Genomic DNA, 25,331 nt, shown 5'->3' on the forward strand with positions numbered 1-25,331 from the left:
TGCCCCAGCTTCACCAGTTGCAGCGCCGAATCGGGCGTCATCGCAACCCGGTTCTCGCCCTCGAATATTTCCCTCGGTGCCCCGATCTTCACGGCAATTCTCCTTTGGTTGGCCGGTTCATGACCGAAATCCAGTTCGCCCGGTCCTAGTAGCGGGTCAGCGAAGTTACGTCCGAGGTCTTTTCCAGACCTGCAATCGCGCTGCCGAAGTTGCGAACCGCGTAAAGCGAGTAGAGCACGTCGATCACCTGCAACTGTGCGATCTTGGAGACCATGGATTCATGGTATTCCGCTGGCCCGACAACCCCGGTCACAGTCGGAGTGAAAAGGCAGATATCGGCATGCCGGACGATGGGGCTGTCGGGGAAAGAGGTGATGCACAATGTGGTGGCACCTTGTGCCTTGGCCTCTTTCAGGCTGTCCACCGTCGATATCGTCCGGCCAGAATTGCTGATGCCGATGGCCAGCGACTTTGGGCCGAGAGTCGAGATCGAAATCTGCCGGATACCAAGGTCGCGGAAGAACTGGCAGGACTTGCCGACCCGCATGAAGCGCAAGAGCGCATTCTCGACGCAGATCAGCGAAGCCCCCATCGCAAAGAAGGACAGCGAATCCGCAGCCTCAATCGCGGCGACGGCGCGCTCCAACTCGGCAGCGGGCAGACCGGAGCAGGTGTCCGCAATGGTCATCGCATAGCGGGCGGTCACTTTGGTCAGCACCGAGGCGGTGTCATCCTCTTCGGTGATGTCCTCATAGACATGACGGTCGGCAAGGCGTGGGATGCCGTTGGAACTGCCCTGCGACAGTTCCTCGGCAATCAGGATCTTGAAGTGCTGAAAGCTCGACACCTCGATTTCGCGGACAAAGCGGGTGACGGTGCTTTCCGACACATCGCATTGCGTGGCCAAATCCTTGATCGAGATGGATTTGATGTTGTCGGGCTCTTTCAGAACCCTGTCCGCAATGCGGCGCAGGGCCGGGTTCATATAGCCGGATTTCCACCGGATGCGTGCAAGAATGCCCTGCTTTTGCTCGGTTGCGCTATCCATCTCGGTCCTGCTTTGCTGCCATCCTTGCAATTCTATAGCTTGCACGGAAACTGAAAGCGAATTCCTTTTCTTACCAGGGCGTCACGGCGGCCCGCGCCTCGGAAAGGCCGCGTTGCATCGCTTCAAGCGCCACGCGCGCCGCATGGGCCGGTTCCTGCCATGCCTGCCGCCAGAGGCGCAGACCACCTGCCAGATCAGGAGACAGTGCCACGGGGGAGAAGCTTTCCACCGTATAGTCGCCGGAGTAGCCCACGGCGCAAAGCGCGCGGAAGAAGCCCTTCACATCAAAGGCACCGGTGCCCAGCAGACCGCGATGATTGTCGGCCAGATGGGCATATCCCAGAAGCGCCGCGTTGCGCTGGATCGTGGCGGCGATATCGGCCTCCTCGATGTTCATGTGGAAGGTGTCCATGTGCAGGAACAGGTTCCGCGCTTCAGACATGCGGATCAGTTCTGCCCCTTGGTCCAGCGTGTTGACCAAATAGCTTTCATAGCGGTTCACCGGCTCCAGCCCCAGCTTCACGCCGAGTTGCCCGGCGCGGGTGTCCAACCGGGCCAGAGCCTCGGCCACCTGCGCACGCTGTGCGGCTGTGGGGGCCGCAGCATAGCTGTTGAAAGCGGCATAGGTGATGCCGCTGACCGCCGGCGTGCTCAGTTCGGAGGCGATTTCCAGACAGCGCGCGACGGTGGCCTCCCCCCGCGCCGCCTCAACCGGGTCGATGGAGGAGATGTCGCTGCCTGCCGACAGCGCCATGCCCAGCCGCAGACCGATGCCTGCCTCGCGCGCGGCACGGGCAGTCGCGGCCACGTCCAGCGTGGCGGGGTCGAAGATCAGCACCTCGATCAGATCATAGCCGATCTCGCGGGCGGTCTGGCAGGCGGCTTTTGCGCTGGCCGCGTTCCAGTCGCTGGTGAAAACAAGGGCGTGAACGCCGAACTGTGCCATCTGTCCTCCTCAGCCGTTCTGACGGCGGGCGATGGGGCCGGGATGGGCCAGCGACAGCCGCGCCCCCTCCAACCCGGATTGCATGAAGCCAAGCGCGTGGCGCGCAAGGTCGGCGCTGTCGGTCCAATGCGCGGTCCAGGTGGCCAGGGCGTTGGCCACATCAGCGCTCAGGGTGGCCGCCGAAAACGCCTCGAACACGATCGGGCCGTCATAGCCTGCCCGGACCAGCGCCCGGAAGAACGCCGGAAAATCCACCGAGCCGGAACCGAGATAACCGCGATGGCTTTCACCCACATGGACATGGCCGATCACGTCGATATTCCGGGCGATGCTTGCGGCGATGTCATGCTCGTCGATATTCATGTGGAAGCTGTCGATATGCGCGAACAGCGCGGGCGAGCCGACGGCCCGCACAATGGCCGCCGCATCGTCCAGCGTGTTGACCACGTTGGATTCGTAGCGGTTCACCGCCTCGATCCCCAGCCGGATGCCCGCTGCTTGTGCCTTGTCGGAGAGGCGCGCATAGGTATCTATTACGCGCGCCAGCGTGCCGGGTGCCGCTGCGGTCGGATAGCGGTGCATGGCGGAATGTGTCACCCCGCCCAACAGGGGCGAGCCCATGTCGCGCGTGGCAAGGATCGCGTCCGAAATAAGCCGCTCCCCCGCCGCCGCAATCGCCGGATCGGGGCTGGAGATATCGGCCGCCGGGTTCAGCGCCATACCGGTGACCGCTGCCAGATCATTGGCCGCCAGCCACCGCGCGGTTGCTTCGGGCCGCGCCTTGGCGGGATCGAAGATCACCGCCTCGATCAGGCCATAACCCGCCTTGGCGGTGGCCGCGCAGGCGCGGGCAATGTCGGTCTCGCTCCACTCCGTGACCCAGACAAGCGCGTGTATGCCCAGTTGCGACATGGCTTGCCTCGCTCAGATGATGCTGCGGATGGTGCCGCCATCGGCCCGGTGGGTGACACCGTTCATCGCGGCATTGGTGGCCAGTTGCACCACGCCGCGCCCGTGCAGCGCCGGGTCGATCAGCTTTTGCACCAGATTGCCGGGCTGCACGTCGCGGTAAAAGTCAGCCAGCGCCTGCTCGACCGTCTTGCCCTGCTCCTTGGCCAGCCCTTCGAAATAGCCCTGAACAGACTCGGTCGCCGTGGTGCCGGGCATATAGCTGGTCACCCGCACCGCGGTTCCCCGCGTCAGTTCGGCCAGCGACCGGGCAAGGCCCAGCATCGCCGTTTTCGTCGTGGAGTAAGGCACCATGTTGCCGATGGACCGGATGGCGGCCTCGGACGAGATGAAGACGACGCTGCCTTCGTTCCGGTCTAGCATCTTGCGCATCAGAAGGCGGGTGATGCGGATGGCGGTCATCAGATTGTGCTGGAAATACTCGATCCAGCGATCATCGCTGACCTCGAAGAAATCGTTCACGTCAAAGACGCCGATGTTGTTGACCAGATGCGCCACCGGGCCCAGCCCTTCGGCGAAGTCGGCCAACGTCACGGCCCCTTCGGGCGTCATCAAGTCGGCCACCACCCCATGCGCCCGCGGGCCGATCCGGGTGCAGGCCGCGTCCAGCCGCCCCTTGTCGCGCCCGTTGATCACCACCACCGCGCCCTCATCGTGGAACGCCTTGGCGATGGCAAACCCGATGCCGGTTCCGCCCCCCGTGACCACGACAACCTTGTCCTTCAGTCCGAAATCCATCTCAGTCTCTCCCATTCAGGCGGTTCTTTGGCCGGTCAGCCGCGCGAGACCGCGGCCCAACCGCGCCCGCCACACGTCAAGGCCGACGGCGATAAGGATGATCAAGCCGATGGTCAGGCTTTGCATCGAGGTCGTCACAGCGTTCAGATTCAGCCCGTTCTGCACAACCACGATGATCAGCGAGCCGATCAGCGACGACACGACGCGCCCCCGCCCCCCGGCAAGGCTGGCGCCCCCGACCACGGCAGCGGCGATGGCCTGCAATTCGATATTGGCGCCATAGTTGGGCGAACCCGAGTTCAGTCGCGCCGCCAGCAGCACCGCGCCAAAAGCGGCGCAGGCTCCGGCAAAGCTGAAGGCGATCAGCCGGACACGCGCCACGTTGATCCCCGACAGGCGCGCTGCATTCTCGTTGCCGCCCACGGCATAAATCTCGCGGCCCAGCCGTGTATGTTCCATGATTACCATGAACAGCAGATAGCTGCCAATGACATAGAAGAACGGCAGCGGCAGGCCGAGGAAGGTGCCGTAAAACACCTGCCCCAACTGTTCTGACAACGAGAAGGCCGGGGTGCCACCGTTCAGCGTCAGGGCCAGCCCCTTGAAGGCGGAAAGTCCCGCCAGCGTCACGATGAAAGCCGGAATGCCGACATAGGCCACCAGAATCCCGTTGCCGATGCCCAAAGCACAGCCGATGAGCAGCGTCAGCGCGATGGCCGGGCCCAGGTCCATCCCCTGATTCTTGATGAACACCGCCAGACACATCGTCAGGAAGGCGATCATGGAGCCGGGCGACAGATCAATGCCCCCGGTGATGATCACGATGGTCGAGCCAATGGCGACGATGGACAGGATCGAGACCTGCAACGCGATGTTGCGAAAGTTCTGCGGGTCCAGAAAGCTGGGGGTGGTCAGGGCGACGAACAGGGAAATGATCAGCAGCGCCAGAAACGGGCCAAAGAACTCCTGACCGGCAAGGCGCTTGAAGGCAGAGGGTTGGGTCATGGTGTCCTCGTCAGGCTGCGGTCGCGGCGCTGGCCGAGGCCTGCACCAGATGGGCATGGGTGATTTGTGAAGCGGGGCGCGTCTCGACCACCGCGCCGCCCCGCACGATGCCGATGCGGTCGGACATGGCGATCAGTTCGGCATGGTCGGAGCTGATCAGGATGACAGCACAGCCGCGCGCGGTCAGTTGGTTGATCAGCCGGTAGACGGCAATCTTGGCGCCGATGTCGATGCCCTGGGTCGGCTCGTCCAGGATCAGCACCTGCGATTGGGCAAACAGCCAGCGGGCAATGACGATCTTCTGCTGATTGCCGCCTGAGAGCAGGTTGACGAACTTGGTCGCGGCGGCAGGAGAGATTTCGAGATCGCGGATATAGTTGGTGGTGATGCGTGCCTCCTCCGACTTGTTCAGCAGGAACAGGCGGCGGATGCTGCCGATGGCGGCCGAAGTGATATTGGGCCCGCCGTTGAAGTTGAAGAACAGCCCATCGAACTTGCGGTTCTCCGGCACAAGGGCGATGCCTGCCGCAATCGCGTCGCGCGGGCTGCGCAGGCGCAGCTTGCGCCCCGCCACCCGGACGCGCCCGCCGGTGATCTTGTCAGCCCCGAACACAGCGCGGGCAATCTCGGTCCGACCCGAGCCGATCACACCGCCAAGACCGAAGACCTCGCCCCGCTGGACCGAAAAACTGGCGCCGCGCGCACCGGCGGCCGACCACAGACCCTCGACCTCGATCAGCACCTCATTGGTGGCGTTCTGCTCTTTGGGGTAGTGTTCATCCACCGATGTCCCGATCATCGCCGTGACGATTGAAGGAATGTCCAACCGGGTCGCTTCGGCGGTCGAGGCCACGCGGCCATCTTTCAAGATCGTTGCGGTATCAACAAGCTCGACCACCTCATCCAGCCGGTGCGAGATATAAAGCACGGCAACGCCACGGCTTTTCATGCGGCGTAACAGATTGTGCAGCACCAGGATCTCATGCGCACCCAGCGCCGTTGTCGGCTCGTCCAGGATCAGCAGGGTCGCTTCGACCGAGATCGCCTTGGCAATCTCGACCAGTTGCTGTTCGGCCACGGACAGCGAACCGACCAAACGCCGCGGGTCGATCCGAATTTCCAGCGAGGCCAGAATCCGCTCCGCCTCGGCCTGCATCCGTGCCCAGTCCACAAAAGGCCCCCGCCGGGGATAGCGGCCCAGAAAGATGTTTTCGGCCACCGAAAGCGTCGGGGCCAGCGAGAATTCCTGAAACACCGTTGCCACACCTTTGGTGCGGGCATCAATCGGGCTGCCCAGCGTCAACGGCACGCCGTTCAGGCGAATTTCGCCGTTATCAGGCTGATGGACGCCCGACAGAATCTTGATCAGCGTGGACTTGCCGCAGCCATTCTCGCCCAAGAGCGCATGGATTTCGCCTGCGTTCAGCCGGATCGAGATGCCGTCATTTGCACGGACACCAGGAAACGCCTTGCAGATATTCACGAGTTCCCAAAGTGGGGTCGTCATGGTCGCCTCCGGGGTTGCAGGAAAAACGCGGGGGCCGCAGCCCCCGCAGGCTCGGGAGGTCAGTAGGCCCTGGAAGGCTTCGGAAAGAGGTCATCGGGCTTTTGCAGCACCTCGATCGCGTTGGCGGCGCTGACGATCCGCGTCGGCGTGTTGACATAGCCGCCCGGCGTCTTGCCCTCGATCAGGTCGATGGCAAAGCAGGCTGCCTTGCGCCCCATGATCACCGGCGAGGTGTCGGACGTGGCATCCATGCCCCCAGCCGCGATGTCTTCCAGCGCGCCGGTGTCACCGTCATAGCCAAGGATCGTCAGATCCTCGCGCCCCAGCGCCTTGGCGGCAAGCGAAGCCCCCAGCGCCATATAGTCGTTCGCGGCATAGATCACCTGCACATCCGGGTTGGCCTGCATCAGGTCCATCGCGGCGGTGTTGCCCTTTTCCACGCTCCAGCCGCCGTTGATGCGGGCCTTGACGGTCCAGTTGCTGCCGTCGATGCCATCGGTGAAGCCACCAGCGCGTTCCGTGGCCAGATAGCCCGGCTCGCCGTCCAGAATGCCGACAGTGCGCGGCTCGCCCTTGGCCTGTTCGCGGGCCCATTCGGCCAGCGCGTTGTTCACAGCGCGTTGGTTCACCCCCACCACACCATGCACCGGCGTCGGGAAATTCGGGATGTCCGAGTTGACGATGATCACCGCCTTGCCCGCCGCGACCGCCTCTTTGACCAAGGGCGCCAGGGCCGCTTCGTCAAAGGAAATCAGCACGATGGCATCGACATCGGCGCGTGCCGTCACATCCTGAAGCATCCCCATCTGCCCGGCAAGATCCGAGCCGGAATAGGGGGACAGCAGGAACATATCCACATCGTCGCGGCTGTCGGCGACCTGCTTGATCCCCTCGCCCAAGGCGACGTGATAGTTGAACTCGGTCCCCATCGGCAGGAAGGCGATGTTGATGCCGTCCACCCCGTTCTGGATCGTGGCCGGATCTGCCTGCGCGCCTTCGGCAAGCGCAGTGGGTGCGGCATAGCCGCAAAGATCGTCTGCCAGGGCGGCGGCCGCAAAGCTGCTGGCTGCGACGCTCAGCATGAGCAGTCGTGCGCTTTTCATGGTCTCTCCTCCGTGTTGCGACAGGTCGGGGCTCCTCTCCGCCGAGTCTGTCCATGAGTCGAATTTATTTCGACGGGACGCAAAAGTAAAGGAATTTCATTCTATATATGATTAAGGAATGAAATTCTGCGCGATGATCCGTGCCGCGCGATCAAGCTGATCGAAGACCTCTGCAAAGGCTTCGGGGCCGTATTCGTAAGGGTCTTGAATATCCTGTGAAATTCCGGGGCTAAGCAAATCGCCCAGCCGCAGGATGCGCGCCCGGGCGCCTGCCGGGGCCAGCGCCGCAAGCCCGGCGATATTTTCGGCGTCCATCGCCAGAATCAGGTCAAAATCGTCGAAATCACTTTCACGGATCTGCCGCGCCACTTGCCCGGAAATGTCGATCCCCTGCCCCGCCGCCACCGCGACAGAGCGCGGGTCGGGGGAGCACCCGACATTCCAGTCCATCAGCGCGGCACTGTCGATCATCACATTGCGCCCGGCCAGATGCTGCCGCAGCAACCCCTCGGCCAAGGGCGAGCGGCAGATATTGCCCTTGCAGATCGCCAGCAGCGCCAAAGGCCGCCGCGCGGTGGGCGCGACGTGCCAGACCTGCCCCGGCCCGGCCAGCGCCACCTCGGCGGCGGGCCGCAGTTCAGCCAGACGGGCGCGGCCCGTATCGGGGTCCAGCGTGTTGAAGGCAAACAGACCAAAGTGATGCCCCAGCATCCCCCGCGCGCCGATGGCGTCGGTCAGGGCCACAGCCTCATCCAGAGTCAGGTTGCCGGGCACGCCATTGGCCGCCCGTTCCGCATCGCGGCCATTCACCGGCAACAGCGCAAGGTCCACCCGATGTGGCGCCAGCGTCTCGATCAGCCCCGGGAAAGGGATCGTATCGCCCGAATGCCAAAGCGTGACCCCGCCGCCTCGCAGCACATAGCCAAGGAACAGATGCCCCTCGGGCGTGATGCGCAGATCCTCATGCGCGGCGGGGGTGGCGGTGACCTGCACGCCGCCCAGATCCAGCGTCTCGCCCGCATCCATCAGCACCAAACGACACTCTGGCACGCCACGCGCCAGCGCCTGATCGCGGCACGCCCGCGGTGCCAGCACCCGAGCGCCAGGGTTGGCCGCCAGTAGGGCGGGAATGGTGCCCGGGTCCATGTGGTCGGTATGGGCGTGGGTGCACAGCAGCCAGTCGATGCCGCGCAACGCCTCCGCAGCAACCGGCGGCGCCATCATCCTCTGATGCGGGAACTTCGTGCCGCGATATTTCTCGGCCAGACTGTCGGAGAGATAGGCGTCGATCACAATGGACAGCCCGCCCTGCCGGATCAGGAACCCCGCCTGCCCCAGCCACCATAGGGCAGCCCCCTGCGCGGGCATCGACACCGACTCTGGCGTGGCGGCGGGGGAGATGGTCCAGACACTCATGGCTCCAGCACCTTCAGGATGTTTTCAATCGCGGTGCGGGTCGCCCGTTCGACGCTTTCCTCGGTGAAGCCGCCGGCATGGGGGGTGAGGATCACGCGGTCATGCGCCAAAAGCGCTGAAGGCGCGGGCGGTTCGGTGTGAAACACATCAGTTGCCAGCACACTGACCTGCCCACTGTCCAGCGCCGCCAGCATCGCTGCATCGTCCACCAGCTCGGCTCGCGCCGTGTTGATCACCGTGACCCCGTGCCGCATGGTGGCAAGGCTGTCAGCGTTCAGGATGGCGCGCTCGGCGGGGGGGCAATGCAGCGTGACCGCATCGGCCACCGCCAGAACCTCGGCCAGCGGGGCATAGCGGAATCCCTCACGCCGGAAGGTGTTCGAGGGGAAAGGATCATAGCCCACCACCTGCATCCCCAGACCCAGCGCCAGATCGGCCACCTGCCGCCCGATGGCCCCACAGCCGACAACACCCAGAACCCGGCCCTCGGCCTCAATCCCGATACGGCGCTGCCAATCGCCACCGCGCAGCCTAGCGTCCGACCATGGCACATGGCGAAAGGCCGACAGCATCAGCGTCACCGCCAGTTCGGCCACGCCACGGGCATTGGCCCCCAGCGCCTTTTCAATCCGAACCCCGCGCGCCTCGGCGGCGGGCAAGTCGATGTTATCGACCCCCACGCCGTTGCGGCTGATCACGCGCAGCCCTTCGGCCGCCGCCAGCACGCGCGGGCCGATGGGCTCCACCCCCGCCAGCCAGCCGACACAGCCCGGCAGGGCACGCAGAAGATCATCTTCGGAGGGTGTCTTGCCCGGAGCGGGAAAGACGATTTCATAGCCGCGCTCGGTCAGCAAAGACAGCGCGGGGTGGCCCGCGCCCGAAAGGGAGCGCGGGGTGACAGCGATTTTACCTGACATGATGGGTTACGGTGTCAGCCGTTCCAGCGCGGATTGTCGACCATGACGGGCTTGCCGTCGCGTTCGACCATCAGCTTGCGGAAACCCTTGGTGGCGATGGTGCCATAGTCATGCCCGGCGTGACCGGGGAAGGCGAAGAACATCACGAAGGGCTCGGTCAGCGAGATGTTGATGGACCGATGCGCCCAGCGTCCCGGCACATAAACGGCATCGCCGGTCTTCATCTCGCGCCATTCCACCTTGCCTTCTGGGGTTTCCATCATCATGCCACCATGGCCCGACAGGCAGTAATAGACTTCGGCGGTATCCAGCACAGTGTGGAAATGGCCCTTGGTCATGTAATACTCATCCCCGATCTTGCCGGGTTTGATTGAGGTCGTGCCATAGGCGACGTTGCCGTCCGTCTCGGGCACGCCCATGTCGAAATATTCGTAGACCAGCGGATCGCCCGCCGACAGCGCGGCGTCGAACGCTGCCGCATCGTGGAAATAGCCCTTGAGCGTGGACAGCGGTCGGGCAATCGGCTTGGCGGTTTTCGACAGGCCGGTCACGGTGTTGAAGTCGAACTTGGTTGGGGTCATGTCGGTCATTGTCGTCTCCTTTCAGGAGGTTGCGTCGCGGGCAATCCGGCCGAGTGCCTCAAAGGCCGGCCCCGCCATGGGGATGTCGATATGGAAAACTTCGGCAATCACGCGGGTCCAGCCGTGGATGAAATAGACCCAGCCATCCTGCACCGTCAGATCACGCGCAGCGGCGGCGACGCGGGCCTGATCCAGAAAGACCAGATCGCCGCGATAGTTGAATTCCCAGACCAGCCCGCCCTGGGGAAAGAGGACGGCATCCGAGATGGGAGAGCCCGGCCCGTCCTTTCCAAGGCCCGTGGCATTGACCACCATCGAGCGCGGAGCAAGCTGGCCCACAATCGCATCCGCATCGACCGGCGTGGGAGCAAGCCGGTAGTCGATTTCGATGTTCAGGCCGATCTGGGAATGGACATGACGCATCTCGGCCAGACTGGCCTCACGCCGGGCGGTGACGATGATCCGCTGCGGAACATCGCCCCCCGCCAGTTTCTTGTTGTGCAGATAAAGCGTCAGCGCCAGCGATGAGCCACCAGAGCCAAGGATGCACAGCGTTGCGCCGGTTTGCGCCCAATAGCCGGGGGGCACGATCGCCTCAAGGCTGACGCCGACCGAGATCGGGTCTTTGGCATGGCCAACAAGCCGCCCGCCCTGTTTGGAGATCGAGCTAATCTCATGCAGGGTTTGCGCATAGGGGTCCAGATCCTCGAACAGGTCTTTCGAGGCTTTCAGCAGGTTCACCTTGTGCGTCGTCACCAGCGCACCAAGCGACAGGGGATCGGCCTTGATGAAACCCACCGCGTCCCGATAGGCCGCCGGGTCCGAATTCGGGGCAAAGTCGATGCCCTTCAGCACCGCGTCGATGCCAAGATGTTTCGCCCAGGCTGGAAAAACCCGCATGATCGAGGATTTTCCGGTGGTGACGCCGATGAAGTACATCGTCGGCCGAGTGGCAGGTTCATAGGTCATCGCATCAATCCTGATCGTGGTCGGCCCAGTCCCGTGCGCGGTCAACCGCACGGTTCCAGCCCCGGTAAAGCTTGTCCGCCGCCGCGCGGTCCTGAGAGGGTGTGAATTGCCGGTCCAGCAAGAAGGCCGAAGACAGGTCGGCGCGGTCGGTCCAGTAGCCGACAGCCAGCCCGGCAAGGAACGCGGCCCCGCGTGCCGTGGTGTCGATCACCGTCGGGCGCAGCACGGCGACGCCCAGTTGATCGGCCTGAAATTGCAAAACGAAGTTGTTCATCGCCGCACCGCCATCAACCTTCAATTCGGCCAGCGCGATGCCCGAATCCGCCTCCATTCGCCCGATCACGTCGCGGATCTGATAGGTCATGCTTTCCAGCGAGGCCCGGATCAGGTGATTGCGATTGGCGCCACGGGTGATGCCGACGATGGTTCCGCGCGCATACTGGTCCCAGAACGGCGCAGATAGGCCGGTAAAGGCGGGCACAACATAGACACCGTTGGTATCGGGCACTTCCAGCGCGGCAGGTTCGGTCTCGGCGGCGGAGTGGATCAGCTTCAGCTCGTCGCGCAGCCATTGCACCACGGTGCCCACCGAAAACAGCGTGCCTTCCAGTGCGTATTCCAGCTTGCCCCCCATCCGCCAGGCCACCGTGGTCAGCAACCCGTTGTCCGAAAAGACCGGCACTTCGCCCGTGTTCATCAACAGCGTGCCGCCGGTGCCATAGGTCGCCTTGACCTGCCCCGCACCAAAGCAGGACTGGCCGAACAGCGCGCCCTGCTGATCGCCGATGGAGGAGGCCACCGGGATCGCCGCGCCGAACAGATCGGGGTCGGTCGTGCCGTAAACCTCGGAACTGTCGCGCACGTCGGGCAGGATGCTGCGGGGTACGTTCAGTTCGGCCAGAAGCCGGTCATCCCAATCGCCGCTGCGGATGTTGAACAGAAGCGTGCGCGAGGCGTTGGAGGCATCCGTCACATGCACCCGGCCGCCGGTCAGGTTCCAGATCAGCCAAGTGTCGATGGTGCCGGCCGCAAGCTCTCCCCGTTCGGCCCGCTCCCGCGCGCCGGGCACATGGTCCAGCACCCAGGCCAGCTTGGTCCCCGAAAAATAGGCGTCGATCACCAGACCGGTGTTTTCCTTGACATAGTGCTCCAGCCCCCGCGCCTTCAGCGAATCGCAGGTGCCCGAGGTGCGGCGATCCTGCCAGACGAGCGCGTTGTGCAAAGGCTGTCCGGTGCGGCGGTCCCAGACCACGCAAGTTTCGCGCTGATTGGTGATGCCGATGGCGGCCACCTGCTCGGGCGCGATGCCCGCCTGCTGGATCGCTTCTCGGGCCACGGAAAGCTGGGTAGACCAGATCTCGTTCGCGTCATGCTCGACCCAGCCCGGTCTGGGATAGATCTGGCGGAACTCCCGCTGGCTCATGGCGACGATATTGCCGCCCCGGTCAAACAGGATCGCACGCGCGCTCGACGTGCCCTCATCTAGTGCCATCACATAGGATTGGGTCATGGTTTCCTCCCTTGGCCCGCCGTCCGCCGCCTGTCAGCCCTGCGGCGTGAACAGGATTTTGTGGTAGGGGCCGAAACTGCGGGATTTCAGCGCCTTGAATATCGCGGGGGCCTCCTCAAGCCCGGCGCGATGGGTGATCAGCGGGCCGATCTTCAACCGGCCCTTCGCCAGAAGTGCGATGATGTCGAACCACTCCTTCCCCGGAAAGGGGAGCGAGTAGGAATTCCACGATCCGACCACCTCAAGCTCCTCGCGCACCATGCGGGCAAAGGCCTTTTCGGCAAAGGTCACGTCGCCGTAAGCCGTGCCGTACAGCATGACCTTGCCCTGCTTGGCGGTGACTAGGATCGACAGATCGCGCCCCGGCGCCGAGCCTGCACATTCCAGCGCCACGGCCACGCCGCGCCCGCTGGTTGCCGCCCGCACAGCTGCCACGGCATCCTCTTTGGCGGGGTTGATGCAGATATCCGCCCCCACCGCCCGCGCCAAAGCCAGTTTGTCATCGTCCACATCAATGGCGATCAGCGGCTGAGCGCCCGAAAGCTTGGCGAATTGTAGCGCGAAATACCCCAGCGCCCCGCAGCCAACCACAGCCACCGCATCCCCCAGCGCCAGGTTCAGCTTGTGGATGCCATGCAGGATGATCGCGGCAGGCTCGATGGTGGCCGCTTCCTCGTAGGAAACGCTGTCGGGCACCTTCAGAACATTCTGCGCGGGCGCCTTCAGATATTCGGCAAAGGCGCCATCGCTGCGCGAACCCATGAAATCATAGGTATCGCAGAGCGAAAACTTGCCCGCCTGGCACCACTCACACTTACCGCAGGGCATCAGGGGCGCCACCGCCACCTTGTCGCCAGGGGCAAGATGGGTGACGCCCTCCCCGACGGCTGCGACCTGCCCCGCGAACTCATGGCCCGGAATGGTGGGGAAGCTGTAGGTGCCCGTCACCATCACGCGCCCGATGTCCGAGCCGCAAATCCCTGCCGCCATGACGCGCACAAGAACCTCGCCCGCGCCAATCACCGGGACCGGGACTTCCTCGACCCGGAGATCGCCGGGCGCATACAGAACCGCTGCTTTCATCAAAGCCTTTCCTCCTGCGGGAAGATGATGGTTTTCATGCCCTTGCCTGACAGGGCGTGGTCAAAAGCCGCCACGGCATCGGCCATACCGAAGCGGTGGGTGACCACATCGCTGACCCGGACCTTGCCACTTTCGACCAGCCGCAACGCGCGGGCATAGTCCTGAATGCTGGAGCCGGTGGACCCAAGCAGTTTCAGGCCCCAGTAATGCACCTTGTTGGTGTCGATCTCGACGGTGGTCCCCTTGGTCAGCCCCGAAAAGTAGTTCAGCCGCCCATAGCGCGCCAGAACGGCCATGGCCTGTTGCTGCAACCCGGGTGCCGGGGCGCAGGTCAGCGCTACGTCTACCCCCCGCCCGCCCGTCAGGCGCATCACCTCGTCCACCACGTCCGCGCGACTGCTGTCCACCGTATCAGTGGCCCCCAGCGGCGCGATCTCGGCCAGACGCTCGGCGCGGCGGCCGACCACGATCACCTGCCGCGCCCCATAAGCCCGGGCCAGTTGCAGGAACATCCCCGCAATCGGCCCCGTGCCCAGGATCAGCACCCGGTCTTCCGGCGTGACCGTCAGATCTTTCCAGGCGTTGAAGCAACACGACAGCGGCTCGACCAGCGAAGCTTCTTCATAGCTCATGGCCGCAGGCATCTCGAACAGGTTGCCCCCGGCAAGGGCTGCCGCCGTGACGACCATGTATTGCTGAAAGCCACCGTCGATGTTGATGCCGAAAGCATCGTAATCGGGGCACATGTTGTTCAGACCCCTGCGGCACATGTCACAGCGACCGCAGCCGATGTTCGGCACCACCGAAACCCGCTGCCCCACCTGCCAGCCCCGCACATGCGCGCCGACCTCGACAATGTCACCGGCCAGTTCATGCCCCAACACGCGGGTTTCGTCCGGCCCGACGCGGAAATGGCCGCCCCGGATGATCTTGGTATCCGTGCCACAGATCGAGGCGGCCCGGACCCGGACCAGAACCTCATCTGCGGCGGGCACCGGGCGGTCACGCTCGTCGAGCGTGACCTTTCCCCTGCCTTTGAAAACGGCGGCCAGCATCGGCTCAGACCTCCATCCCGTAGCGGTGTGCCTTGTGGGTCGGGTAAAGTGCGATGGTCGGGATGGTGACGTCCGGGGTCCGCGTGGCGACGTACAGTGCCAGCCAGGCAACATTATCCACCTCGATGCACGAGGAATGGATGCCTTCCTTCAGTTCCTTCTCGTCCAGCCAGCCATCGGTGTAGGCCACCAGATCGCCATCGTAGAGCCCCTTGTCGATGATCTCGGTCATCGGAGTTTTCACATGGCTGGGGTTCAGCACGGTCACGCCGATTTTCTTGTGCATGCCTTCCAGCAGGATGTTCTTGGAAAAGCCCAGCATCCCGTGCTTGGAGGCGCGATAGGGGCTGTGGCCGGGGCCAGAGGCAACCCGCGTCGAGGACGAACCCATGTTGATGATCCGACCGCCTTCGGCCTGCTGTTCCATGTACACGAAGGCCTCGCGGCAGCACAGGAACACCGCCGTCAGGTTCGGACCGATGGTCTTGTTCCACTCTTCCAGCGTAACCTGGGTGACCGGCGGGGCAAGGCTGTCGCGCCCGGCCGAGTTCACGACCACGTCAACCGAACCGAAAGTGTCGTTCACCTGCTTGAAGAAGGTGCGCACGGCGTCTTCTTCACAGACATCGGCAAAGATCGGCAGAACGCTGCCGCCTTCGGCCGCGATTTCACCGGAAATCCGGTCAAGCCGGGCGCGGTCAAAGTCGATCATCGCCACATTGGCGCCGTTCTGCGCATAGATCCGCGCCACGGCTTCGCCGATGCCGGATGCGGCCCCGGTAACGATGCAGGTCTTGCCCTTCAAAGAAAGTCCTGCAGACAGGGTATTGGTGGACATGGTCATTCCTCTGGTCAGGCCCCTTGGGGCGCGTAGGTGAAAGGTCAGGCCGAGCGGGCGAGCGCCACGGCTTCGGCGGTCAGTTCAGTGATGCGGTCAAAGGCTCCGGCGCGGATCAGCGCCGGCTCCACCATCCAAGAGCCGCCACAGGCCAGCACGGCCTTCAGCGCGAGGTAGTCCTTCAGGTTGGCGGCCGAGATGCCGCCGGTGGGGATGAAGCGCATGGCGCCATAGGGACCCATCAGCGCCTTGATGAAAGGCACGCCGCCGGAAGGGCCAGCCGGGAAGAACTTGACCAGCGACAGACCGGCGCTCATGGCGGTTTCCACGCCGGTCGGATTGTTCACACCCGGCACGATGGGCACGCCGCACGCGGCGGCCTGCGCCACAACGGCGGGGTTGTAGCCCGGTGTCACCAAGAATTTCGCCCCGGCATTCACGGCTTGATCCACCTGACCTGGGGTGAGCACGGTGCCCGCCCCGATCAGCATTTGCGGCACCTCACGGGCAATCCGGGCGATGCTTTCTTCGGCGGCGTCCGAGCGGAAGGTGACTTCCGCCACATCAAGCCCACCCGCCAGCAGCGCCCGCGCCAGCGGCACGGCATCTTCGGCGCGTTCGAGAACCACCACCGGAAGCAGCCGTGCTGCCCCGATCCTGTCGATGATCGACATCTTCCCTCCCCTTCGCAGGAATTCTCTTCCGTATGATTCTATATAAAAGTTATTTCCTTTGATTGCAACAGAAAAGGAAATAACTTTCATACGCCGCAGAGAAAATCAGAAGACCGAGCGGATCATCCCTCCATCCACCTTCAGGGCAGCCCCATTCACGGCGCTGGCCCGGTCCGAGGCGATGAAACACACGAAATCGCCGATCTCTTCGGGCCGCGTCAGCCGTTGGATCAGCGATGTCGGGCGATTCTCACGCATGAACTTGCGATGCGCCTCATCGCGCGACAGTTCGGGGAACAGGTTGGCGATGAACGTGCCCACCCCGTCGGTGTTTACCGGACCGGGCAGCACCGCGTTCACTGTCACGTCGGTTCCCTTGGTCAGCTCGGCCAGATTGCGCGAAACGGAAATCTGCATGGTCTTGGTGGCCGAGTAATGCGCCATCTCCGGTGCGGGATTGATACCGGATTCGGAGGCCATGAAGATCACCCGCCCCGTGCCGCGTGCCAGCATCCCCTTCAGGAAATGCCGCGCAAGGCGCACGCCACTCATCACGTTCACCTCGATCAGGCGTTGCCACTGGGCATCCGTGGCGTCGAAGAAATCGACCGGCTCATAGATTCCGAGGTTGTTGACCAGAATGTCCAGCCCGTCCGCTGGCAGGCTTGAAATTGCCGCCTCGCATCCTGCGGCGCTGCCCAGATCGGCCACCAAGGGCCGCGCAATGGCCCCCGGAACCGCCGCTTGAAGGCGCGCAATGGCGGCCTCGACTGATTCTCTGCTGCGCCCGTTGATGATGACTTCTGCCCCCTCACGCGCCAGCGAGACTGCAATTGCCTCGCCAATACCGCCTGAAGACCCTGAAATCAGGGCCTTCTTTCCTGCCAATCCAAGATCCATGACCTGTTTTCCTCCACTGCTTCTGGTGTTCGTATGGAATTTTATTCGATATAAGTTGACAAGCAAGTAATTTGTTTTCTTATTACCGCAATGCCGTGAAAATCGGTTCGACGAGGGGGGAGGCAAGAATGGCAGAGCTGCACATCGAAGGGCTGGAGCGTCGCTTCGGCAGCGGGAAACCCGCGCTGGACGGCATCAGCTTTGACGTGGCCGAGCGTGAGTTCGTCTTCCTTCTAGGCCCCTCGGGCGCAGGCAAGACGACGACGCTGCGCCTGACGGCCGGACTGGATCATCCCGACGCCGGGCGCATCCTGTTGGGCGGTCGCGACATGGCCGGCATCGCCCCGCGAGAGCGGAATGTGGCGATGGTCTATGACAAGCACTCGCTTTATCCGCATCTGAACGTGTTCGAGAACATGGCCTATCCCTTGCGGCTGCGCGGCCTGACTGACGCCGACATGAAGGCCCGCATCGACCGCACGTCAGAGATTCTGGGCATCGGCCAGTTGCTTGATCGCCGTCCAGGCCAGCTTTCGGGCGGCCAGCAGCAGCGGGTGGCCATCGGACGGGCGCTGGTCCGCGATGCCTCGATCTATCTGATGGACGAACCGATCAGCCACCTGGACGCCAAGCTGCGCGCCCATATGCGGGTCGAGTTCAAGAAGTTGCAGCGCGAGTTTGCCGCCACGATCCTGTATGTCAGCCACGATCAACTGGAAGCCATGACCATGGGCGACCGGATCATCGTGCTGGATCAGGGCCGCGTGCAGCAGATCGGCACCCCGCGCGATATTTACGACCGCCCCGCCAACCGCTTTGTGGCCGAGTTCGTGGGGGAACCGGCGATGAATACCCTGACCTGCGATCTGATGCAGGACGGGACGGGCTGGAAAGCGGTTTCGCAGGATTTCGCAGTCCATCTGGATGTCGCGTGGGTGCAGCGCCACGGCTTGCAGAACCGCAAGCCCGGCAAGGTGGTTCTGGGTCTGCGTCCGCAGCACCTGACCCTGGTCCCAAGCGAAGACACCGGGCAGCCGAATGTCGAGGACGGCCGGGTCTATGCCGTGGAAACCCTCGGCTCCGAAACGGTTTACGACATCGAGATCGGTGGCACCGTCCTGCGGCTCTGGTCGCGTAGGCAAGCCGATGGCCGCCCGCTGCCCGCTATCGGGGCCCCTCTGCACTTCCGCGTCAACCCGCAGGCCCTGCACCTGTTCGACGCTGAAACCGGGCTGGCGCTGGCGCACCCGGACCCTGGGCTTGTCCCGGCAGAATGACCAACGGCGCGGCGAAACCGCGCTTCAACGGAGGAGGAGGAACCATGAATATCACACGCCGCCGGATGGGACTGCTGCTTGGCAGCTCGATCCTGTTCACACCGGCCATTCTGCGCGCCGAAGCGGCCCGCATGAAGGCCTTCGAAGGCACCACACTGAACCTGCTGGCCGTGCAGTTCGGCAGCCATGCCGCGCTTTGGGCCCAGGTGCCCGAATTCGAGGCCGCGACCGGCATCAAGGTGAACATCGAATACGCACCCTTCGAGAACACCCGCGAGAAGACGCTTCTGGATATGTCTTCGAAAACCGGGCGTTTCGATCTGTTCACCGTGGATATCATGTGGCTGGCCGAATATGCCGCCGCCGGATATCTGGAGCCGGTTGCGAAATATATCGCCGACCCCGAACTGACCGCCGAAGATTATGACGTAAACGATTTCGTCTCACGCGTGTTCTCGGGCACCGGCGTGTACAACGGGACGATGTACAACGTGCCCTTCGATTGCGGCACCGTGGGCAACATGTTCCGCGCAGACTGGATCGAAGCGGCGGGGCTGAAGGTGCCGGATCGGTTCGACGGCAGCTTCACCACCGACAAGATGATGGAAATCTGCGCCGCGCTGAACGACCCGTCCAAGGGTCAGGCAGGCTATGTCACCGGCCCGCAACGCTGGTTCTGGGGCTGGATGTTCACGCCGCTGATGTATGCCTTCCAGGACCCTGCAAAAGCCGGAAACGAATTCGTCAACGAGGCCTGGGAAGTCACCATCAACAATGAAGACAACCTTGCCGCGCTGAACTTCTATCTTGGGCTCAAGCAGTTCACGCCGAAGGATGACCTCAACTACGGCTATGGCGAGCAACTCGCCGTCTATCAGCAGGGCAAGGCGGGTGGCTCGATCACCTATTCGGGCTTCATCGGCGAGCATTACGAAGGCCCCGGCCTGGACATCAAGGGCAAGAACATCGCCCTGCACAGCCCGATCGGCCCGAAGGGGCGGACCGATCCGTTCTTCGGCTCCTGGGGATTGTCGATCTCGGTCGACTCCAAGGCCAAAGAGGCGGCCTGGCTCTTTGTGCAGTGGATCACCCACAAGGAACGCCTGCGCAAAGCCTGCATCGGCGGCAACCCGGCTGTGCGTCACTCCACCTTCCAGGATGCCGAGTATCAGGCGGCGCAGCCCTGGGGCGCCAAGCTTTACGACTACATGGACAAGACCGCCAACCCCGACGAGCGGATCCGCGTGCCGGAATGGGCCGAGATTTCCGAGATCATGGGCCTGCATGGCAACCGCGCCTGGGGCGGTGAAATCACGGCCGAACAGGCGCTTGAGGCGATGCAGGCGGATATGACCGGCGCGTTCAAGCGCGGCGGCTACTATCGCAGCGGCGCGCAGAACCCCAAGCAGTTGTGGCGTGACCTGTCCTACTACGACCGCAAACCCGCCGACTGGGGCTGATCCTCACAGGCGCCGCCCCTTCCCGGGCGGCGCCCCTCCCCTGCCATGAAGGACGCACAAAATGCCGGACGCATTGCGCACAGCCCCGAAGGTTGCACTTCAGAACCGCCGCTGGTTTCCCTGGCTCCTGATGGGGCCAACGCTTTTGATCCTGTTTGCCGTCGGCATCTTTCCCTTCGGCTATTCGTTGTATCTCGCTTCAACAAATATCATCCTGTCCAAGCCCTATCTCGAGACCTATTTCGTCGGGCTGGAGCAATATCAGTACCTGATCCAGGACCCCGATTTCTTCAACGCGCTGCGGATCACCCTGATCTTCACCGTCTCTGCGGTGTTTCTGGAATTCTGGGCCGGGCTTGGCCTTGCGCTGCTGTTCCGCCGTCAGATCCGGGGCAAGGCGCTGTATCGGCTGGCGATCCTCTTGCCCATGGTGGTGCCGCCCCTGGTGGTGGGGCTGATCTGGAAATACATGCTGTTCCCGAATTCGGGCCTGATTTCCTATTACGCCAACGCGCTGGCCGGGCTGATCGGGATTGCGCCGCCGACGTTCCTGAATGAACCCGGCTCGGCACTGCAGACCCTGATCTTCATCGACGTATGGCAATGGACGCCGTTCATGTTCCTGATCCTGCATGCCGGTCTGGCCGCCATTCCCGCCGAACCCTATGAAGCCGCCGAGATTGACGGCGCCGGCGCATGGCGGGTGTTCTGGACCATCACCATGCCCATGCTGAAACCCGCCATCCTGATTGCGCTGGTGATCCGCACGATGGACGCCTTCCGCACCTATGACCAGATCGCGGTGCTGACCGCAGGAGGCCCCGGCAATTCGACCGAGACGCTGAACATCTGGCTGACCAATCTGGCCTTCCGGTTCTTCGATGTCTCGAAAGGTGCTGCCCTGTCGCTGATCATCTTCGTGCTGATCCTGGTGATGAGCACCATCTTCATCCGCATTCTCAGCCGCACCCGCATCGACGAGGGAGAATAGCCCATGGCCCGTGATCTGACTTCCGTGACCTCGCCCGCCGCCCCCGAAGCCGAACGCAACTGGTGGGTTCATCTTGTGCTGCTGGTGATCTGTGTGGTGGCCATGTTGCCCGTGGTCTGGATGGTGATGACCGCCTTCATGCCGCGCGATGTGGCCAAGGCCGTGCCACCGCAATGGATCTTCACCCCCACGCTGGATGCCTTCCGCGTGCTGATCGTGGACAAGGGGATGCTGGGCTATCTGAAAAACAGCCTGATCGTCTCGGTCACATCGACCTTCCTGTCGGTGACGCTGGGCATGTTCTGCGCCTATGCTCTGGCCCGGTTCGATTTTGCCGGGAAAGAAGACGTATCCTTCTGGATTCTGACCAACCGCATGATGCCTGCCGTTGCCGTCATCCTGCCGATGTTTCTGATCTTCAAGACGCTGAACCTGCTGGACACCTATTTCGGGCTGATCCTGCTGTATACCGCGATGCAACTGCCCTTCGTGGTCTGGATGCTGAAAGGCTATTTCGAGGATATTCCCCGCCAGCTTGAAGAAATCGCGCTGGTCGATGGGGATACATGGTTTGGCGCCTTCCGCCGGGTGGTGCTGCCGCTGATGACACCCTCGATCACCGCGACCGCGATCTTTGTGCTGATCCTGTCGTGGAACGAGTATGCCTTCGCCCTGTTCCTTTCGGGCAGCACGACCAAGACCCTGCCGCCCGCCGTCGTCACCTTTGCGGTGAATGCCGAAGTCAGTTGGGATGTGCTGGGCGCTGCCTGTCTGATCATCACCGCGCCGATCATGATCTTCGTGATCGCCGTGCAGAAGCAATTCATCCGCGGCCTGTCGATGGGCATGGTGCGCTAGGGAGGGGTCATGGCCGAAGTTCGGGTCGAAAGGCTGCACCGCAGCTTTGGAGAGTTCACCGCCGTTGCGGACATCTCCTTTACCATCGCCGATGGCGAGTTCGTGTTCTTCCTTGGCCCCTCGGGCTGCGGCAAGACCACGACCCTGCGGATGATCGCAGGGCTGCTGATGCCCTCGGATGGGCGGATCGAGTTGGGGGGGCGCAATGTCACCTATCTCAAACCGCGCTATCGCAATGTCGGAATGGTGTTCCAGTCCAACGTTCTTTACCACCACCTCTCGGTTTACGAGAACCTCGCCTATCCGCTGAAGGTGCGGGGCCTGTCCTCGTCCGCCACCCGCGCCAAGGTCGAGGAGGTCGCGGCGATGTTGCAGATCAGCGATACGCTGCGACGGGGCACCGACAGCCTGTCGGGCGGTCAGGCGCAGAGGGTGGCGATCGGGCGGATGCTGGTACGCGATGCCGATGTGTTCCTGATGGATGAACCGATCAGCCATCTGGACGCCAAATTGCGCGCCCATATGCGGGCCGAGTTGCGCCACCTGCAAAAGCAGCTTGGCCGCACCACCGTCTTCGTCAGCCATGACCAGCTTGAGGCAATGTCGATGGCCGACCGTATCGCGGTGATGAACAACGGCGCGGTGCAGCAATTCGCCCCACCGCAAGAGGTGTTCGACCGCCCCGCCAACGCCTTTGTCGCCGGTTTCGTCGGCGAGCCGCAGATGAATATCCTGCCGGTGCAACTCGCAGATGGCCGGGCGCAGGCGGAAGGCTTTTCGGCCGATCTCGATACGCATTGGCTGGCGCGCAACCGCATTTCGCCCGGCGCGCATGATCTGGGCATCCGGCCCGAGCATCTGGAGCTTTCGGCCCATCCCCTGCCCGGCGGATTCACCACGACGCTGGAGGTGGTCGAGCCGATGGGGCCGGAAAACCTGCTGACCTTCACCCTTGGCGGGCGCGATTTCAAGCTGCGCCGCCCCACCGGCGAAAGCGACCGCTTCCGCGAGGGGGATCGCGTGCATCTGCGCGCGCCCGCAGACCACATCTATCTTTTCGACCACGCGACGGGCCGCACTCTGGCTCAGGCCGCCTTTACCGACAGGAGCCACGCATGACTGCGACTCGCGCCAACTGGCTGATCCTGCTGGGTATCATGGCCGTTCTCGGCGGCAGTTGCACCGCGATCGCGGGCGATCTGTCGCATTGGCCTGCCACCCTGCCAGCCCTTCTGACGATCCTAGTGGCCAAGCTGGCGAATGACAGGCTGCGCCTGCTGAAATGGCCGATGGAGTTCCTGTTCTGGGCAGCCATCCTGATGATCGTCTTCAACCTTGTCCGACTTTACTTTCTGCCGGGCTGACGCGGATGATCCTTGGTCTTGATATTGGCACCGGCTCGGTTCGAGCAGGTGTGGTGGATGCCGAAGGGCGGCTGATCGCCACCGCCGCGCGGGCGCATGCCACGCATTTCCCCCGCCACGGCTGGGTTGAACAGGCCCCGCAGGACTGGTGGGAAGGCGTGGTTGCGACCATCCGCCAGATGCTCCAGATGGCAGGCTTGCCGCCCGATCAGATCGGCGCCATTGCGGTCTGCGGCCAGATGCACGCGCCCGTGCTGTTGGACCGCAACCGGCAACTGGTACAGGAGCGCGTGCCGCTGTGGAACGACAAGCGCGCCGCGCCACAGGCCGCCGCTTTGAACGCGCTGCCCAACCTGCGCGGGCTGCCCGGCGCCATCAACCCCGCGACCCCCGCCTGGCCGGGGGTCAAGCTGAAATGGCTGGCCGAGACGGACCCCGCGACGCTGGCGCGCGCCGATACGTTGTTGATGCCCAAGGACTACATCAACTTCCGCCTGACAGGTGAGTTGGCGATGGACTGGAGCGAGGCAGGCTCCAGCTTCCTGTGCCATGCGGGCACGCGCGACTGGTCTGCGGTGATGGCGGCACGGCTGGGGGTAGCGCAGCACATCTTGCCCGCCCTTCTGACATCGCAGACCATCCTCGGCCCGTTGCAGGCCAGCGCCGCCGAGGCGACGGGCCTTGCGGCCGGAACGCCGGTGCTTGTCGGCGCGGGGGATTTTCCCTGTGCCATCCTTGGCTCGGGAGTGACCGAGTTGGGGCAGGTCTCGGATGTTACCGGCACCTCGTTCCTTCTGACGCGGATCGGCAGCGCACCGCTGGTCCATCCGCAGGTGATGAACGTGGCGCTGCCCCTGCGCGGCTGGGGCGCCTTTGCCGTGGTCGATGCGGCCGGGGACGCCGTGCGGTGGGCCGCCCGGGTGCTCGACAATGACAGTCGCAGCTTCGAGTCCCTGTCCGATGCGGCTGCAGCGGTGCCACCCGGTGCCGAAGGGCTGATCTTCCTGCCCTATCTGACCGGCGAGCGGCTGGGTCAGGGGCCCACCTCCAAGGCCGGGTTTCTGGGTCTGACCGCAGCTCATGGCACGGCCCATCTGCACCGTGCGGTCATGGAGGGGGTCGTGCTGGCGATGAAGGCGGCCTTTGCACCGGTCTCGGCTCTTACCGGCCCGCCCGAGCAGATCATCGCCGCCGCCGGGGGGGCCCGCTCGCCCCTGTGGTTGCAGATCAAGGCCGATGTTTTTGGCACCCCTATCATTGCCACCGAAGAGGCCGAATGTGGGCTGATCGGCGTGGCGGCACTAGCCCATTCAGCCTTGGGGCGTTTTGCCGATGCCCATGAAGCCGCCCGTGCGCTGGTGCGCTTTCGCCCCCCGGTCGAGCCGATTGCCGCCAACCGAGACCGTTACGCCGCCCTTGCCGCGCGGTTCGATCAAATCCGCACGCTGATGGCGTCGCTCAATTCAACCCTGTCGGAGCCATTACCATGACGATCAAAGCAGTGCTATGGGACATGGACGGCACCCTTGCCGACAGCGAGCATATTGCGGTCGAGGCATTGCGCCTGGCCATGGTCGAGGCCGGGTTGCAGGTGCCGGATGACCTGTATGAAACCGTGGTCGGATGCGCGGCGGATGATCTTTACCATCGCTTCGTGCGCGATCTGGGGCTGTCGCTGCCGCCGGTGGTCTGGGAACAGCGCAAACATGCGGGTTACTTCGCGGCCATCGGTGGCTTGCGCGGCTTTGAGGATGCGCTGGCGACCTGGCGACGGTTCGAGGCAGCGGGCATCGCGCAGGCGGTGGTGTCCAACAGTGACCGGATGATCGTCGATGCCAATCTGCGCGCGATCGGCCTCTCCCGCCCTGGTCTGATCAGCGTCAGTCGCAATGACCTGCGTCAGGGCAAACCCGCCGCCGAGGGCTATCTTCGGGCACTGTGGCTGCTGGATTGCACGCCGGATCAGGCCGTGGTGGTCGAGGACAGCGCCAGCGGTGCCGCAGCGGGGCTGGCAGCGGGTATCCGCACCGTTTTCGTGCCCCACGCAACCGTTGCCGCGCCTGCCGGTGTCGAGGCCCTGACCGACATGGCCGCGCTCGAACGGCTGGTTTTGCCCTAGGGG

The 25,331-nt window shown here is 63.6% G+C and carries 25 protein-coding genes; 8 read left to right on the top strand and 17 right to left on the bottom strand.

Annotation, left to right across the window (positions count from 1 at the left end; genetic code table 11):
* Positions 1 to 145: 145 nt before the first annotated feature.
* The 17 genes from BMX43_RS17775 to BMX43_RS17855 all read right to left on the bottom strand — a co-directional run bounded on the left by BMX43_RS17775 (position 146) and on the right by BMX43_RS17855 (position 17,259).
* Complete coding sequence (locus tag BMX43_RS17775; protein WP_091303497.1) at positions 146 to 1,048, bottom strand: MurR/RpiR family transcriptional regulator; 903 nt, start codon at positions 1,046 to 1,048, stop codon at positions 146 to 148.
* A 70-nt stretch (positions 1,049 to 1,118) separates the two neighbouring features.
* Positions 1,119 to 1,994, bottom strand: coding sequence for a sugar phosphate isomerase/epimerase family protein (locus tag BMX43_RS17780; protein ID WP_091303498.1), 876 nt, complete (start codon positions 1,992 to 1,994; stop codon positions 1,119 to 1,121).
* 9 nt (positions 1,995 to 2,003) lie between these two features.
* A complete protein-coding gene (locus tag BMX43_RS17785; RefSeq protein ID WP_091303499.1) occupies positions 2,004 to 2,906 on the bottom strand; it encodes a sugar phosphate isomerase/epimerase family protein in 903 nt (300 codons plus the stop codon).
* A 12-nt stretch (positions 2,907 to 2,918) separates the two neighbouring features.
* On the bottom strand, positions 2,919 to 3,701 hold the full coding sequence (locus BMX43_RS17790; RefSeq protein ID WP_091303500.1) for an SDR family NAD(P)-dependent oxidoreductase: 783 nt from the start codon (positions 3,699 to 3,701) through the stop codon (positions 2,919 to 2,921).
* Between the two features lie 15 nt (positions 3,702 to 3,716).
* Positions 3,717 to 4,706 (bottom strand): ABC transporter permease, encoded by a 990-nt coding sequence (locus BMX43_RS17795; protein ID WP_091303501.1) that lies wholly within the window; start codon positions 4,704 to 4,706, stop codon positions 3,717 to 3,719.
* 10 nt (positions 4,707 to 4,716) lie between these two features.
* Positions 4,717 to 6,213 (bottom strand): sugar ABC transporter ATP-binding protein, encoded by a 1,497-nt coding sequence (locus BMX43_RS17800; protein ID WP_091303502.1) that lies wholly within the window; start codon positions 6,211 to 6,213, stop codon positions 4,717 to 4,719.
* 59 nt (positions 6,214 to 6,272) lie between these two features.
* Complete coding sequence (locus tag BMX43_RS17805; protein WP_091303503.1) at positions 6,273 to 7,316, bottom strand: sugar ABC transporter substrate-binding protein; 1,044 nt, start codon at positions 7,314 to 7,316, stop codon at positions 6,273 to 6,275.
* 111 nt (positions 7,317 to 7,427) lie between these two features.
* Complete coding sequence (locus BMX43_RS17810; protein WP_217643987.1) at positions 7,428 to 8,732, bottom strand: arsenate reductase/protein-tyrosine-phosphatase family protein; 1,305 nt, start codon at positions 8,730 to 8,732, stop codon at positions 7,428 to 7,430.
* Positions 8,729 to 9,649: a phosphoglycerate dehydrogenase gene (locus BMX43_RS17815; protein WP_091303504.1), complete on the bottom strand. Its 921-nt coding sequence runs from the start codon at positions 9,647 to 9,649 to the stop codon at positions 8,729 to 8,731. The genes BMX43_RS17810 and BMX43_RS17815 overlap by 4 nt, the downstream gene beginning before the upstream one ends.
* 14 nt (positions 9,650 to 9,663) lie before the next feature.
* Positions 9,664 to 10,239, bottom strand: a complete 576-nt coding sequence (locus BMX43_RS17820; protein ID WP_091303505.1) for a glucose-6-phosphate isomerase family protein — start codon at positions 10,237 to 10,239, stop codon at positions 9,664 to 9,666.
* Positions 10,240 to 10,251: 12 nt separating this feature from the next.
* The gene (locus BMX43_RS17825; protein ID WP_091303506.1) at positions 10,252 to 11,199 is read right to left on the bottom strand and encodes a shikimate dehydrogenase family protein; all 948 of its coding nucleotides are present in this window, start codon (positions 11,197 to 11,199) and stop codon (positions 10,252 to 10,254) included.
* Between the two features lie 4 nt (positions 11,200 to 11,203).
* Positions 11,204 to 12,709, bottom strand: coding sequence for a glycerol kinase GlpK (gene glpK / locus BMX43_RS17830; RefSeq protein ID WP_091303507.1), 1,506 nt, complete (start codon positions 12,707 to 12,709; stop codon positions 11,204 to 11,206).
* Between the two features lie 33 nt (positions 12,710 to 12,742).
* Complete coding sequence (locus tag BMX43_RS17835) at positions 12,743 to 13,792, bottom strand: galactitol-1-phosphate 5-dehydrogenase (RefSeq protein WP_091303508.1); 1,050 nt, start codon at positions 13,790 to 13,792, stop codon at positions 12,743 to 12,745.
* Positions 13,792 to 14,847 carry a zinc-dependent dehydrogenase gene (locus tag BMX43_RS17840; protein WP_091303509.1) on the bottom strand — a complete coding sequence of 352 codons (1,056 nt, stop codon included), beginning with the start codon at positions 14,845 to 14,847 and terminating at the stop codon, positions 13,792 to 13,794. Before BMX43_RS17840 ends, BMX43_RS17835 begins: the two co-directional genes overlap by 1 nt.
* 4 nt (positions 14,848 to 14,851) lie before the next feature.
* Positions 14,852 to 15,685 (bottom strand): SDR family NAD(P)-dependent oxidoreductase, encoded by an 834-nt coding sequence (locus BMX43_RS17845; RefSeq protein WP_091303537.1) that lies wholly within the window; start codon positions 15,683 to 15,685, stop codon positions 14,852 to 14,854.
* A 44-nt stretch (positions 15,686 to 15,729) separates the two neighbouring features.
* Entirely contained in the window at positions 15,730 to 16,359 is a 630-nt protein-coding gene (locus BMX43_RS17850; RefSeq protein WP_091303510.1) for a bifunctional 4-hydroxy-2-oxoglutarate aldolase/2-dehydro-3-deoxy-phosphogluconate aldolase, read from the bottom strand.
* A gap of 105 nt (positions 16,360 to 16,464) precedes the next feature.
* A complete protein-coding gene (locus BMX43_RS17855) occupies positions 16,465 to 17,259 on the bottom strand; it encodes an SDR family NAD(P)-dependent oxidoreductase (protein WP_091303511.1) in 795 nt (264 codons plus the stop codon).
* A gap of 128 nt (positions 17,260 to 17,387) precedes the next feature.
* Between BMX43_RS17855 and BMX43_RS17860 the strand changes: the two genes are divergently transcribed.
* From BMX43_RS17860 to BMX43_RS17895, 8 genes are all read left to right on the top strand, one after another.
* Positions 17,388 to 18,536 (top strand): ABC transporter ATP-binding protein, encoded by a 1,149-nt coding sequence (locus BMX43_RS17860; RefSeq protein WP_091303512.1) that lies wholly within the window; start codon positions 17,388 to 17,390, stop codon positions 18,534 to 18,536.
* A gap of 44 nt (positions 18,537 to 18,580) precedes the next feature.
* Complete coding sequence (locus BMX43_RS17865; RefSeq protein ID WP_175482176.1) at positions 18,581 to 19,996, top strand: ABC transporter substrate-binding protein; 1,416 nt, start codon at positions 18,581 to 18,583, stop codon at positions 19,994 to 19,996.
* A gap of 61 nt (positions 19,997 to 20,057) precedes the next feature.
* A complete protein-coding gene (locus BMX43_RS17870) occupies positions 20,058 to 20,987 on the top strand; it encodes a carbohydrate ABC transporter permease (protein WP_091303514.1) in 930 nt (309 codons plus the stop codon).
* A gap of 3 nt (positions 20,988 to 20,990) precedes the next feature.
* Positions 20,991 to 21,845, top strand: a complete 855-nt coding sequence (locus BMX43_RS17875; protein ID WP_091303515.1) for a carbohydrate ABC transporter permease — start codon at positions 20,991 to 20,993, stop codon at positions 21,843 to 21,845.
* 9 nt (positions 21,846 to 21,854) lie between these two features.
* Positions 21,855 to 22,964: an ABC transporter ATP-binding protein gene (locus tag BMX43_RS17880; RefSeq protein ID WP_091303516.1), complete on the top strand. Its 1,110-nt coding sequence runs from the start codon at positions 21,855 to 21,857 to the stop codon at positions 22,962 to 22,964.
* Complete coding sequence (locus BMX43_RS17885) at positions 22,961 to 23,209, top strand: hypothetical protein (RefSeq protein WP_091303517.1); 249 nt, start codon at positions 22,961 to 22,963, stop codon at positions 23,207 to 23,209. The genes BMX43_RS17880 and BMX43_RS17885 overlap by 4 nt, the downstream gene beginning before the upstream one ends.
* 5 nt (positions 23,210 to 23,214) lie before the next feature.
* Positions 23,215 to 24,699, top strand: coding sequence for a xylulokinase (locus BMX43_RS17890; protein WP_175482177.1), 1,485 nt, complete (start codon positions 23,215 to 23,217; stop codon positions 24,697 to 24,699).
* Positions 24,696 to 25,328 (top strand): HAD family hydrolase, encoded by a 633-nt coding sequence (locus tag BMX43_RS17895; RefSeq protein ID WP_091303519.1) that lies wholly within the window; start codon positions 24,696 to 24,698, stop codon positions 25,326 to 25,328. The genes BMX43_RS17890 and BMX43_RS17895 overlap by 4 nt, the downstream gene beginning before the upstream one ends.
* Positions 25,329 to 25,331 lie beyond the last annotated feature (3 nt).

It is taken from the genome of Gemmobacter aquatilis, from assembly GCF_900110025.1.
Taxonomy (GTDB): Bacteria; Pseudomonadota; Alphaproteobacteria; order Rhodobacterales; family Rhodobacteraceae; genus Gemmobacter; species Gemmobacter aquatilis.